General features: G+C 71.7%; 11 protein-coding genes and 2 tRNA genes. 7 read left to right on the top strand and 6 right to left on the bottom strand.

Features of this window, described 5'->3' with window-relative positions; all coding sequences use genetic code 11:
• Positions 1-145: 145 nt before the first annotated feature.
• Positions 146-221: transfer RNA gene (locus tag ACWER9_RS17460), tRNA-Lys, on the bottom strand.
• Between the two features lie 188 nt (positions 222-409).
• Here ACWER9_RS17460 and ACWER9_RS17455 point away from each other — a divergent pair.
• Both ACWER9_RS17455 and ACWER9_RS17450 read left to right on the top strand, forming a co-directional pair.
• Positions 410-1,672 (top strand): Ig-like domain-containing protein, encoded by a 1,263-nt coding sequence (locus ACWER9_RS17455; RefSeq protein WP_452302799.1) that lies wholly within the window; start codon positions 410-412, stop codon positions 1,670-1,672.
• 249 nt (positions 1,673-1,921) lie between these two features.
• Positions 1,922-3,211, top strand: coding sequence for an Ig-like domain-containing protein (locus ACWER9_RS17450; RefSeq protein WP_452302798.1), 1,290 nt, complete (start codon positions 1,922-1,924; stop codon positions 3,209-3,211).
• A 64-nt stretch (positions 3,212-3,275) separates the two neighbouring features.
• On the opposite strand, the gene ACWER9_RS17445 is transcribed toward ACWER9_RS17450, so the two are convergent.
• A tRNA-His gene (locus ACWER9_RS17445) sits at positions 3,276-3,351 on the bottom strand.
• A 105-nt stretch (positions 3,352-3,456) separates the two neighbouring features.
• Positions 3,457-4,053: an oligoribonuclease gene (gene orn, locus ACWER9_RS17440; RefSeq protein WP_452302797.1), complete on the bottom strand. Its 597-nt coding sequence runs from the start codon at positions 4,051-4,053 to the stop codon at positions 3,457-3,459.
• Positions 4,054-4,119: 66 nt separating this feature from the next.
• On the opposite strand from orn, the gene ACWER9_RS17435 reads away from it, so the two are divergent.
• Positions 4,120-5,403 (top strand): glycosyltransferase 87 family protein, encoded by a 1,284-nt coding sequence (locus tag ACWER9_RS17435; RefSeq protein ID WP_452302796.1) that lies wholly within the window; start codon positions 4,120-4,122, stop codon positions 5,401-5,403.
• 96 nt (positions 5,404-5,499) lie between these two features.
• Here ACWER9_RS17435 and ACWER9_RS17430 read toward each other — a convergent pair whose 3' ends face one another.
• The 3 genes from ACWER9_RS17430 to ACWER9_RS17420 all read right to left on the bottom strand — a co-directional run bounded on the left by ACWER9_RS17430 (position 5,500) and on the right by ACWER9_RS17420 (position 9,085).
• Positions 5,500-6,513 (bottom strand): hypothetical protein, encoded by a 1,014-nt coding sequence (locus tag ACWER9_RS17430; RefSeq protein WP_452302858.1) that lies wholly within the window; start codon positions 6,511-6,513, stop codon positions 5,500-5,502.
• A 152-nt stretch (positions 6,514-6,665) separates the two neighbouring features.
• Entirely contained in the window at positions 6,666-7,400 is a 735-nt protein-coding gene (locus ACWER9_RS17425; protein ID WP_452302795.1) for a YcnI family copper-binding membrane protein, read from the bottom strand.
• 17 nt (positions 7,401-7,417) lie between these two features.
• Positions 7,418-9,085 (bottom strand): copper resistance CopC/CopD family protein, encoded by a 1,668-nt coding sequence (locus ACWER9_RS17420; protein ID WP_452302794.1) that lies wholly within the window; start codon positions 9,083-9,085, stop codon positions 7,418-7,420.
• 172 nt (positions 9,086-9,257) lie between these two features.
• Between ACWER9_RS17420 and ACWER9_RS17415 the strand changes: the two genes are divergently transcribed.
• From ACWER9_RS17415 to ACWER9_RS17400, 4 genes are read left to right on the top strand one after another with little or no spacing between them, the layout of a single operon-like run.
• Positions 9,258-9,848 carry a sigma-70 family RNA polymerase sigma factor gene (locus ACWER9_RS17415; RefSeq protein ID WP_452302793.1) on the top strand — a complete coding sequence of 197 codons (591 nt, stop codon included), beginning with the start codon at positions 9,258-9,260 and terminating at the stop codon, positions 9,846-9,848.
• A 32-nt stretch (positions 9,849-9,880) separates the two neighbouring features.
• On the top strand, positions 9,881-10,405 hold the full coding sequence (locus ACWER9_RS17410) for a MauE/DoxX family redox-associated membrane protein (RefSeq protein ID WP_452302792.1): 525 nt from the start codon (positions 9,881-9,883) through the stop codon (positions 10,403-10,405).
• Positions 10,398-11,114, top strand: a complete 717-nt coding sequence (locus ACWER9_RS17405) for a DsbA family protein (RefSeq protein WP_452302791.1) — start codon at positions 10,398-10,400, stop codon at positions 11,112-11,114. Before ACWER9_RS17410 ends, ACWER9_RS17405 begins: the two co-directional genes overlap by 8 nt.
• A complete protein-coding gene (locus ACWER9_RS17400) occupies positions 11,111-12,190 on the top strand; it encodes a hypothetical protein (protein ID WP_452302790.1) in 1,080 nt (359 codons plus the stop codon). Before ACWER9_RS17405 ends, ACWER9_RS17400 begins: the two co-directional genes overlap by 4 nt.
• Positions 12,191-12,321: the final 131 nt, after the last annotated feature.

The raw sequence follows: 12,321 nt of genomic DNA, 5'->3' as shown, positions 1-12,321 counted from the left end.
GACTGTAGGGGCGCGGCGGCCGATCTTCGCACGCTCTGTCGGGGACCGGTCTGAGACGCCGGGCCGGCTGAGCCGCCTCGTGTCCTGGAGCGTGACGAGAAAAAAGCTCTGACGAGGTGGAAGACACCCGTCAGAGCTTCATCGTTGGTGCGCCGCCAGGGACTCGAACCCCGAACCCGCGGATTAAGAGTCCGCTGCTCTGCCAGTTGAGCTAGCGGCGCTCGTTCGGCAACGGAGAGAACATTAGCACCCCTCCCGAGCGGGCTCCAATTCGGTTACCCGGGTCCCCCCTTCGGTCGAGCTTTGCCGGCAAAAAGCCCCAAAACGACCATCGCCGCCAAGATCGGGGCGTGGGTTGCGGCGTCGATGCGGCACGATGTCCGCCAGGTACGCGAGAACAGAGGTGGGCATGGCACGGTTCACGCGAGCCGGGGCGGTTCTGGGCGCCCTGACTCTGGCGGCGTCGCTGGCGCTGACCGGGTGTGGCAGCGACGAGAAGAAGCCGGAGTTCGTTGGCGGGGCGTCGCCGGACGCGAGCGCCGCCGCTGGCTCCCCCGCACCGTCGACGCCGAGCACACCGAGCGGGCCGGCACTCACGCTGAGCCCGGCGAACGGCACGAAGAACAGGCCGGTGAGCACGGAGATCAGCGCGAAGCTCCCGGACGGCGGGAAGGTGTCCGCGGTCACCCTGACGGCGGACGGCGGCGGCTCGGTCGAGGGCAAGTTGCGTACCGACGGGTCGGCCTGGGTGCCGTCCACGCCCCTCAAGTGGGGCACCCGCTACACGGCCACGGTGACGGCGAGCGGGTCGGACGGCGCGAGCAGCCAGGGCACCAGCAGCTTCACCACGATGGCCAAGCCGAAGTCGATGATCGGGTCGGGCCTGTACCTCTTCGACGACAAGAGCTACGGGGTGGCCATGCCGGTGGTCACCGAGTTCCACCCGGGCATCCCGAAGAAGGACCGTGCCGCCGTCCAGAAGCGGATGTTCGTCAAGACCGACCCGCCGCAGCCGGGCGCGTGGCACTGGGTCAGCAACGGCACGCAGGCCTACTACCGGGCCCCGGAGTACTGGAAACCGGGCACCACCATCACCGTGCGGATCGCCCTGGCGGGGGTGCCGCTGAGCAACGGCAAGTACGGCGACGTCGACCGCAAGGCCACCGCCAAGATCGGCCGATCGTTCGAGATGAAGGTCGACAACGCCAACAAGAAGATGACGGTGTACGAGAACGGCGCGCCGGTCCGCACCATCCCGGTGAGCCTGGGCAAGAAGAGCACACCGTCGTCGAGCGGAACGATGGTCGTGATGGAGAAGAAGGAAGCCACCGTCTTCGACACCCGGGACGACCCGGACCCGGCCAACCGCTACGTGACCGACATCCAGTTCGCCCAGCGGCTCACCTGGGGTGGCGAGTACATCCACGCGGCGCCCTGGTCGGAGCACGTGCAGGGGCGGCAGAACGTCTCGCACGGCTGCGTGAACGTGTCGATGGCGAACGCCAGGTGGCTGTTCGACAAGACCCGGATCGGCGACCCGATCACGATCAAGGGCACCGAGCGGAGGATCGCCGCCGGTAACGGTTGGACGGCGTGGAGCCTGAGCTGGTCGCAGTTCATCAAGGGCAGCGCGCTGCCGGTGCCGAGTGGTGGCGCCGGCCCGGCGGTCTGACCCGTCCGCCTCGTTGCGCCGGTCCTGCCGTTGGCGGGGCCGGCGTACCCTTGCACTCCGCCGCGCCGACGACTGCGTGGCGAACCCCCGCAGTGCCGGTACGGAGACGAGCCAGACTCACGAAACGCCGGATAGTAGCAGTATTCGGGCACTATTGATGACGTGTTTCGATTCACCCTCGGCAACCGGGGCCGGCTCTGGCGCGTCAGTAGGAGACGATGGGGCAGCGACCACGACTGTGAGGGAATCATGCGAGCTAGCCAGGACCAGCTGATCAGGCCCGGTGGGCGACGCCGCGTGTTCGCGGCGGGGCTCCTCGCCGTGGCGCTGGCCTTCACCTCCGCCTGCACCAACGACGGCGGCAAGCCGTCCTCCTGGCACGGCGGCGACGAGAGCCCGGCACCGAAGGCCGCCGCGACGATCAGTGAGCCGGCGGCCGACGCCAAGGACGTGCCGGCGTCCACCGGCATCACCTTCACCGCGAAGGACGCCGTGGAGACCGCTGTCGAGCTGAAGGACGCCGCGGGCAAGACGGTCGAGGGCGCCCTCGCCAAGGACGGCAAGTCGTGGCTGCCCTCCGGCGCGCTTGCGTACGGCACGAGCTACACCGCGACCGTGACCGCCACCGGCGACGACGGGCGTCCGGCCACCGCGACAAGCACCTTCACCACCATGGCCAAGCCGGGCAACCAGGTCCGCGTGAGCAGCTTCCTCGGTGACAACCAGGTGGTCGGGGTCGGCATGCCGCTGATCGTGAAGTTCAGCCGGGCCATCCCGGAGGACTACCGCGACGACGTCCAGCGCCGGATGACCGTCACCTCGACCCCGGCCCAGGAGGGGATCTGGCACTGGGTCAGCCCCACCGAGATCCGCTACCGGCCGAAGGAGTTCTGGAAGCCCGACAGCAAGGTCTCCTACCGCGTCCAGGCGGGTGGCCTGCCGATGGGTGCCGGCTGGTACGGCCGCGCCGACCTCTCGGTCGACGTCAAGATCGGCGCTGCGGTGGTCATGACCGTGGACAACAAGACCAAGCGGATGACCGTCACCCGCAACGGCTCCGTGATCAAGACCATCCCGGTCAGCCTCGGCAAGAAGAGCACCCCGTCGTCGAGCGGCACCATGGTCGTGATCGAGAAGCTGCGCAAGACGGTCTTCGACACGTTCGAGGAGCTGGGCCCGGAGGAGGGCTACCGCACCAAGATTGACTTCGCACAGCGCCTCACCTGGGGCGGGGAGTTCATCCACGCGGCGCCCTGGTCCGAGGGGCAGCAGGGCACCACGAACGTGTCGCACGGTTGCGTGAACGTGTCGATGGCCAACGGTGACTGGCTCTTCAAGAACACCCAGATCGGCGACCCGATCACGGTCAAGGGCACCGAGCGCAAGCTGCAGAACGGCAACGGCTGGACGGACTGGAACATGAGCTGGGACGAGTACGTCAAGGGCAGCGCCCTGCCGTACGAGCCTCCGGCCGACCCGGACGCCACCACCCCGAGCCCGGACGGGGCGGTCACCCCGTCCCCCACCCCGACCGCCTGAGCCTGAGACCGCCGGCAGGCCCCGACAACGACAGAAGGCCCCCTCCGGAGAGGGGGCCTTCTCGTGGGGTGACTGATGGGAATTGAACCCACGACAACCGGGACCACAACCCGGTGCTCTGCCAACTGAGCTACAGCCACCATGCCGCCGTCGCCCGGTCGATCGCTCCGGGCGGGGTGCGGACCAATAATAGCCACACCACAGCCGGGCACGTCCAGCGGGTTGCCGGTCAGCTCAGCGGCCGGTCAGAGTTCGGCGGCGATGGCCTTGGCGGTCTCGACATCCGGGCCGGGCAGCGGAACGAAGACGGTACGCCGGTAGTACTCCAACTCCCGGATGCTCTCCCGGATGTCGGCGAGCGCCCGGTGCGCGAGACCCTTCTGCGGCTGGCCGAAGTACACCCGGGGGTACCAGCGACGGCAGAGTTCCTTGATCGACGACACGTCGATCATCCGGTAGTGCAGGTGCGCGTCGAGGCGGGGCATGTCCCGGGCGATGAAGCCCCGGTCGGTGGCGATCGAGTTGCCGCACAGCGGGGCCGTACGCGGGTCCTTGACGAAGGTGCGGACGTACTCAAGGATCAGGTCCTCGGCCTCGGCGAGGGTGACCGCCGAACGACGGACCTCCTCGGTGAGGCCGGACTTGGCGTGCATCGTCTGCACGATCTCCGGCATCCCCTCCAGTGCCGCCTCGTCGGCGTGGATGACCACGTCGACACCATCACCGAGCACGTTGAGGTCGGGATCGGTGACCAGTGCCGCCACCTCGATCAGTTTGTCCCTGCCGAGGTCCAACCCGGTCATCTCACAGTCGATCCAGACGAGGAGATCAGCCACCGGCACAGCCTACGCGCAGCCCACGCCCTGCGGCTGCGCGCTCTCGGCGGACCGGACCGCTAGGGTTTCGGGGTGCCAGCAGAACCCGTCGCACCGCCCGCCGTCACCGAAGACGATCCCGGCGGCCGTACGGTCCGTCGCCTGGTCGGGGTGGTGGCTCTCACCGCTGTGCTGCCAGCGCTCTACCTGCCCGGTCTCGTGCACAACTTCTTCGACCTCAAGATCTACATGTCCGCGATGGACTGGTGGCGCGTCGGGCACCCGCTCTACGACTACGTTCAACCCGACCGGGTGCAGGGCGAGTTGTACTTCACCTATCCGCCGTTCAGCGCGCTGCTGCTGTGGCCGTTCGGTCTGCTGCGGCTCGGCGCCACCGTGGCGATCTTCACGGTGCTCACCGTGCTGGCCGTGGTGCTGACCACCCGGTGGCTGGTGGCCCCGGTGATCGCCCGACACGACCTGCCCCGAACGTTCACCCTCGTCGCCGCCGTCCTGCTGGTGCTGGCGGTGGAGAGCATCCGCGAGACCATCACCTTCGGTCAGATCAACATGCTGCTGGTCGTGCTGATCCTTGCCGATCTGCTGTTCGCGGTGCCGCAGGCGCGACGCTGGGCCGGGGTGGGCGTGGGGCTGGCGACGGCACTCAAGCTCTTCCCCGGCATCTTCATCGTGTACCTGCTGGCCACCCGGCGCTGGCGGGCCGCAGCGGTGGCGAGTGCGACCGCGGCGGCGGCGACCCTGCTCGCGGCGGCGATCGCCCCACGCGACTCGTGGCGGTTCTGGACCCACGAGTTGTGGACCACCGAGCGGGTGGGACGCACCGACATCGTCGGCAACCAGTCGCTGTTCGGCCTGCTCAGCCGGTTCACCGAGCCGGAGAAACCGGGCCGGCTGCTCTGGCTGCTGGTGGTCGCCGTGGTCGCCGGCTTCGGGCTGTGGCGGGCCGCCCGGGCGGCGCGGGCCGGTGACCCGTTGACGGGCCTGACGTTGACCGGGCTGGTGGGTGCACTGGCGAGCCCGATCACCTGGACCCACCACATCTACTGGTTCATACCGGCCGTGGTGCTGCTCGTCGACGCGGCGTTGAGCGCCGACCGCCCCGAGGAGGTTCGTCGGCGCCGGTGGTTTGCCGGTCTCGCGCTTGGCATCACCGCCGTGACCATCTACGGCGTGGTCACCTTCCAGGACTGGGGCGCGGGGCCGGTGCACACCCACAACCCGGTGGACTTCGTCCTGCAGAACGTCTACGTGCTGCTCAGCCTGCTGCTGCTCGCGGCGTTGCCGGTGCGGTCGGGACGCGGTGTGGAAAATCGCATCAATTGGACAGACCTCCCTAGTAGCCACGTTCGGCGCTAACCTGTCCTCATCTACCTCAAGCGCCGCTCGGGTAGCACCGATCCCCCGGTGAGAGTGGCCCTCCGCGTCGGCAGCGCGGAGGGCCACTCGCCGTTCTCACCCACCGCGACCGGCCGGGCTGTCGTCCGGTGGGACCGCCACCGGTCGGGCCGTCGAGTCGTCCGCGTCGGCCGGCGGCCAGGCGAGGCTCAGCGTCACCTCTGGCGGTCGGGGCAGCCGGGCCGGCTCGGCCAGATCGGCGAGGGTGTCCGCGCGCGCGGCGCCGATCGCCGAGCGAGGTCGTTCCGCAGCCCCGGAGCCGACCGGGGCGAGTTGTCGTACCGGCAACGACGGGCCCGCGTCCGGTTGCCGGGGGCCCAGGCCGCTCAGCGAGGTGACCCCGAGTCGACCGGCGAGCACCGGCACCTGGTCCGGCTCGACCACGAAGATCACCTCGCGCGGGCGCAGCGGCCGCAGCAGGAGCAGCACCGCGCACACCACGAGCAGAACGCCGACGGTCAGCAGACCCCAGGCGGCCGGGCCGGTCCACCCGGCCCGCCACTGCGCCCGGAGGTCCAGGGCCAGGTCGGCACCACCGTCGGGGCGCATCACCACCAGGCTCATCGGTTCGTCGGCGAGGTCGTCCGCGCTCCACTCCAGTGAACCGATCCCCTCGCGTACCCAGAAGGGTCTGCCCAGCGGCGTGACCTGCCCGTCGGTCGCCGCGACGCCCGGGGCGTCGATGGCCGGTCCGGCCGGATCGAGCCGGACCGGCAGCGGACCTCGGGCCAGCGCCGCCCGGCGGAGCGTGGCGTGCGGGACCGCCTCCAGCCAGCGCCGCACCTCGACGGTGGGCGCCAACCCGACGAAGGCCGGGCCGCCCGTGGTGCGGGCGTCGAGTCGCAGCCGGGTCTGCGCGGTACGCGCGAACGGCGCCTCCTGGCGCAGCAGTCGGTCGAGGTCGGTGACCACCACCGCGTGACCGGGTGTGCGGACCGTCTCGAAGCGGGCGGTGAAGGCCCCGCCCGGATCGGCGTGTCGGGTCACCAGCCACAGCCCGCCACCGGCGAACAGCGCCGGAATTCCCACGACCAACAGCAGCACCCCGACGATCACCCGCACGAACCGCATCCGCACCGTCCCCCTCCGTAGCCAAATACCCGGCCGACCTTACCGACGTAGCCCGTCTGATCAGGGGATATCCACGGCACCGCCGGTACCGACTCCGGAAAGCACGCTGGCCCGCCGGGTGATCCGGCGGGCCAGCGGGTGGGGGCGGGGGGTCAGGCCTTGGCGGCCGGCTCGCGGCGGGTACGCGCGAACGCCAGCCCGCCCAGCGCCAGGCCGGCCAGACCGGCGACGAGACCGGCCACACCGAGACCGACCGCGAGCCCGTTGCCGTCCTCGTCGTCATCGTCGTCGGGCTTCGCGACGGCGGCGGCCGGCGCGGCCGAACCCGACGGCGCCGCGGCGGCGGCCAGGGTGAGCACCGGGGCCGGGTGCTCCGGCTCCTCGGCGCCAGGCGCCGGCTCGTCGATCCACCGGGAGATGGTGCCGTCCGAGTAGGTCTGCAGGGTCTTGAAGACCATCGACTCGACCTGCGGCAGCGGCCCCAGCGAGACCGGGAACTCCTGGAACTGGCCCGGCTTCACCCCCGCGTCGCCGGAGGCCGTCCAGGTGATCTTGGAAACGGCCTCGGTGAGCTGACTGCCGTGCACCTCGATCGGCGGGTCCACCTTGCGCTTCTCGGTGGCGACCGTCCAGCCGGGCACCGGCATCGTCGACACCGAGCCGACCGGGGCGTTCTCCGGCAGCACCACCTCCAGCTTGATGGTCGAGGCGGTGTCGCTCTCGTTCGGCACCCGGAACGCCACCCGGGCGTAGCCGCCCTGGGTCGCCTCCTTCGGGTTCACCGTGACGTGGGCGGACGCCGGTCCGGCGAAGCCGAGCACAGCGGTGGCGGCGGCGGTGAACGCCAGGGCGGCAGCGGCGGTTGCGGTACGCCGGAATCGGGTCATGGGTTTCGCGGACCTCTCTAACGGATGGGCACGGTGGCGGTCACCGTGGCCTGGTCGATGTCTGTCGTTCGGGCAGTGATCTTCAGCTGCCACTCGCCTGCGGTCGGCAGGCTGATGTCGCCGTAGGCGTGGCTGTCCGTCAACCGCAGCAACGGCACGTCGATCGGCTCGATCCCGGCCGAGGGCAGCGCGACAGTCGCCTTCCACTCGGCCACGAGCAGCGGCTGGTTGGCCTTGTCGTACGCGTACAGGTGCACCGTGTTGTTGCCCCGCTCGGCCGGGCTCACCTCGACCTCGACGGACAGGAGCGGGCTGGACAGGCGGGTGCTGAAGAGACCGGCCTCGGCCCCGGCGGACGGACCGGCCACCGCGGTACGGGCAGGCGTGGTCTGCACGAGCGTGGCGGACACGGTCAGCACCACGACGGTGACGGCCAACTCCGCCAGGACCGCCCGGCGCACCGGCACCGGGCGCTGCGCCGCGACACGGCTGCGCACCAGCTGCCGGGAGTACGCGGCCACGGCGATGACGATCGCGAACAGCCCGATCTTGGCGAGCAGCAGGCGACCGTACGTGGTCTCGACGAGCGCCTGCAGGGTGGCCACCTCGATCAGCGCCTGGACGGTGCCGGCCAGCAGCAGCGCCGAGACGGCGAGCGCCGCCCAGCGCGACCAGATCGGCAGGATCGCGCCCAACTCCCGCTCGTCGGCCTGCCGCAGCAGGAAGACGGCGAGCATGAGCAGACCGCCGAGCCAGACCGCCATGCTGCCCAGGTGGACCGCGTCGACCACCACCGAGACCGCCGGTGCGGGGGACGCCGCCGGGTGCCCGGCCAGCGGCCAGGTCAGCAGGGCGGCGCCGCCGAGCACGGCCAGGATGATCGCGTCCGCGCGGCCGGCGGGCCGGGCCAGCAGCGGGCGGAGCAGGAAGACGGACGCCGCCAGCAGGCCGAGTCGGACCAGGTGCGCGGCACCGAAGGCGCTGCCGAAGACAGTGCCGAACCCCTCGCCGGTCACGTCGAAGAGGCCACCGCCGGCCGTGTAGGGCACCTGCAACCACAGGTCGGCGAGGGTGGCGACGGTCACCAGGCCGAGGCCGGTCCAGGCAAGCCGGGTCGGCCCCCGCCGGGAGAGCCGTCGCGGCCAGAGCGCGGCGAGCACCAGCGCCGGCCCGACCAGCAGCACCAGGCCCGCGTAGCCCAGGAAGCGGGCCACCTTCACCGCCGTCTCCACGACCGGGTTGGCGCGGCTGTCCGTGCCAGAGTCGGTGGGTGGGGTCGAGGGGGCACCGACCGAGTAGGTGAACGCCCCGGAGACCGGGTGGCTGTCGGCGGAGATCACCCGGAAGCTGACCAGGTAGGTGCCGCGGGCGCTGCCCGGGTCCACCGGGATGGTCACCACGCCACCGCTGAACGAGGGTTCGCCGCGGTCGGCCCGGGACCCGTCCGGCGCGATGACCCGGATCTTGCCGGGCACCTTACGGACCGCCTCGCTGAAGGTGAGGACCACCTCGGAGGGCCCGCTCGGCACGATGGACGCGGCGGCCGGGCTGCTGCTCTGCAGCACCGCGTGGGCGCTGGCGGAGGTGGCTGGCGCGATCAACAAGGCAACGACGGTGACCAGGAGGCCGGCGGCTGCGGCCAGCCGGGCGACCCAGCGGCGGGGGGCGACAGTCATGCCGGCCATGGTTGCCGATGGGTGTCCCCTTCGGCGACCCGAGGGGGGTGGTCGCTTCTGTGGTCGCACGTCATGAAGTGGTAGTCGGCCGCCGCCGGGGAAAAGTTCCCGACGTGGCGCAGACCATCCAACGACCGAACGACCCTGACGTCGGGCCGGGTGCCGCGTAACCTGATGTGTCGTGATCCCTGTCCCGCGTGACTCCGGTGCCGCCGGCCCGGCCGCACCGGCAGGTGAGGTCGCCCGGGACCCGGCAACCGAGTCGGCGCTCACCGCCCGCGACGGTGACCCCGCCGCCCAGGCCGCGTTCGTCCGGCTGACCCAGGCCGAGGTCTGGCGGTTCGCCGCCGCACTGGTCGACCCGGACAGCGCCGACGACCTGACCCAGGAGACCTACCTGCGGGCGTTCCGGGCCCTCCCCGCCTTCGAGGGCCGCTCCAGCGCCCGCACCTGGCTGCTCGGCATCGCCCGGCGCACCTGCGCCGACCACCTGCGTACGGTGATTCGGCGTCGGCGACTCGACGAACGCCTGGCGGCGAACGCGTACACCGACAGGCCACACCCGGACCCGGCCGGCCAGCTCGTCGACGCCGACCTGATCCGCCGCCTCGGCCCCGAGCGGCGGTCCGCGTTCGTGCTCACCCAACTGCTCGGCCTGTCGTACGCCGAGGCCGCCGCCGTCGAAGGGGTGCCGGTGGGGACGATCCGTTCCCGGGTCGCCCGGGCCCGCGACGATCTGGTCGAGGCGGTCGGCGACGCCCTGACCGGCTGAGTTCGGAACTTCCGGCGCGGACGGGACGACAAATGAGCGTGACTGCACCTCCCACCCGGGGCGGCCGGTGGCCCCTGGTCCGTCCGTGGCTCGGCATCGCCGCCCGACTCGGCCTCGCCGCCGTCTGGCTGGTCGCCGGCGCGTCGAAGGTCGGTGACCTGGCCGCCTCCGGACGGGCGGTCAACGCGTACCAGGTGATGCCGTACGACGTGGCGAGCGTGATCGGCGCGGCCCTGCCCTTCGTCGAGTTGGCGTTGGGTGTGCTGCTGCTGCTCGGGCTGGCAACCCGGCTGGTCGCCGGGGTCTCCACCGCGCTGCTCGTGGTCTTCATCGTGGGGATCGCCTCGGCCTGGGCGCGTGGGCTGGCCATCGACTGCGGCTGTTTCGGCAGCGGCGGGCAGCTGGCGGCGGGGCAGGCACCCAGTTACCTCCCGGAGATCCTCCGGGACCTGGGATTCTTGGTTCTGGCCGGATTTCTGCTGATCTGGCCACGTACGCCGGTATCGGTGGACGGGTGGTTGGCCGGCGAACCCGTTGTGGAGGACGAGGATGAGTAGTCGCAAGGGGCAGCGGGACGCCGCCCGGGTGGTCCGCGAGCAGTTGGCCCGCGAGCAGCGCCGCCGTCGCACGATCTGGGTCTCCGCCGCCGCGGCCGTCGTCCTGGTCATCGCCGGCGTCATCGGCTGGGCCGTCTGGTCCAACCAACGCTCCGACGACTTCACCACCCCGCCCGGCGCCAACGACGCCGGCACCGGAATCGTCACCGGCGGCGGCCCGGTCACCGTCGACGTCTACGAGGACTTCCTCTGCCCGGCCTGCAAGCAGTTCGAGCAGACCAGCGGGTCGACCCTCGAACAGCTGGTGGCCGAGAACAAGGCGAAGGTCGTCTACCACCCGGTCGCCTACCTCAACCGCTTCTCCACCACCGAGTACTCCACCCGCTCCTCGGCCGCCTCCGGCTGCGCCGCGGCCGGCGGCAAGTACCACGAGTACGCCAAGGCGCTCTTCGCCCAGCAGCCACCGGAGGGCAGCGCCGGCCTCACCGACGACCAGCTCATCGACATCGGCACCAGCGTGGGCCTCGACCGGGGCTCCTTCGGCAGCTGCGTGAAGGACGACACGTACCGGACGTGGACCGAACACGTCACCGACGACGCCAGCCGGAGCAACGTCACCGGCACCCCGACCGTCAGGGTCAACGGCAAGGCCGTGGAGAACCCCACCCCGGACGCTCTCACCGCAGCCGTGGCGGCGGCCGGCAAGTGATCCGTACCCTGTGGGGCCGCGCCGGCCTGGTCGCGGCCGCGGCCGGCCTGGTGACCCTGACCAGCGCGGCGCCCGCCGCCGCGCACGGCGCCGACGCACCCGACGGCACCGACTACCGCACCCGGACCAGCGGGGTCGCTCCGGCGCGGCCAGGGCTCGAGGTACGCGTCATCGAGGCGGGCGCTCGACTGGAGCTGACCAACGACACCGGCCGCGCCATCGAGGTCATCGGCTACTCCGGTGAGCCCTACCTGCGGGTCGGCCCGGACGGGGTCTTCGAGAACAGCCACTCCCCCGCCACGTACCTCAACCGCACCATCGCCGGGGACACCGCGCTCCCAGCCGAGGCCGACCCGGCCGCCGCGCCGTCCTGGCGGCGGATCGCCGACGGCACCACGGCCCGCTGGCACGACCAACGCGCACTCTGGCAGGAGGCGGCGCCACCGGACGCGGTGCGCGCCGCACCCGACCGCGAGCACCGGGTCCGGAACTGGACCATCCCGCTGCGCGACGGCGCCGACCCGGTGGTGATCGGCGGCACCCTGGACTGGGTGCCGCCACCTGACGCGTACACCTGGTGGGCGGTGACCATCGTGGGGCTGCTCGCGGTGGGCGCGCTCGGCCTGGCGGCGGCAGGATCAGCGGCCGGGAGGCGGGCGCTGTCCGCGCTCGGCGCGCTGCTGGTCGTCGGCGGCGCGCTCGCCGTGGGCTACCCGGTCGGACGGGAGATCGACGCGGGCGCCCAGGGCGTCGGCGGCGTGCTTGTCGGGCTGCTGTCCGGGCAGATCTGGTCCCTGCTCACCGGCCTCGGCGCCATCGCCGCCGGCTGGTACGCGCTACGCCGCCGCCCGGCCGCCGACTTCGTGGTCGCGCTGGGCGGGGCCTGCCTGGCACTCCTCGCCGGAGCGTCGAACGCCGCCGTGTTCGCCCGCTCCATCGCCCCGGTGCCCTGGTCACCCACGACCGCCCGGGTGCTTGTGGCGCTCTTCCTGATCACCGGCGCCGGCGCGACAGCCGCCGGCATCCTGCGCCTCCACGCCGCCACCCGCACCGCCACCCCAATACCAACCCCCTAATCCCACCCCGTCCCGGCCCCGGCCCCGGCTGCGGCGCGCCCCGGCGCGGCCCGGCCCACCCCCGTAGCGGGTACGGGTGGCGCTGGTCTGCGGGGAGTCGGTCAAGCTGGGGGTCTGCGACACGCCCTGCA

This window comes from Micromonospora sp. NPDC003944, from assembly GCF_053605225.1.
This window is presented reverse-complemented; position numbering and strand designations above follow the sequence as displayed.

What these genes read in the sequence shown, in the direction of transcription:
- ACWER9_RS17430 (WP_452302858.1), bottom strand. Translation starts at nt 6,513, where the DNA reads ATGCGGTTCGTGCGGGTGATCGTCGGGGTGCTGCTGTTGGTCGTGGGA.
- ACWER9_RS17455 (WP_452302799.1), top strand. Translation starts at nt 410, where the DNA reads ATGGCACGGTTCACGCGAGCCGGGGCGGTTCTGGGCGCCCTGACTCTG.
- ACWER9_RS17450 (WP_452302798.1), top strand. Translation starts at nt 1,922, where the DNA reads ATGCGAGCTAGCCAGGACCAGCTGATCAGGCCCGGTGGGCGACGCCGC.
- ACWER9_RS17410 (WP_452302792.1), top strand. Translation starts at nt 9,881, where the DNA reads ATGAGCGTGACTGCACCTCCCACCCGGGGCGGCCGGTGGCCCCTGGTC.
- ACWER9_RS17425 (WP_452302795.1), bottom strand. Translation starts at nt 7,400, where the DNA reads ATGACCCGATTCCGGCGTACCGCAACCGCCGCTGCCGCCCTGGCGTTC.
- ACWER9_RS17405 (WP_452302791.1), top strand. Translation starts at nt 10,398, where the DNA reads ATGAGTAGTCGCAAGGGGCAGCGGGACGCCGCCCGGGTGGTCCGCGAG.
- ACWER9_RS17420 (WP_452302794.1), bottom strand. Translation starts at nt 9,085, where the DNA reads ATGGCCGGCATGACTGTCGCCCCCCGCCGCTGGGTCGCCCGGCTGGCC.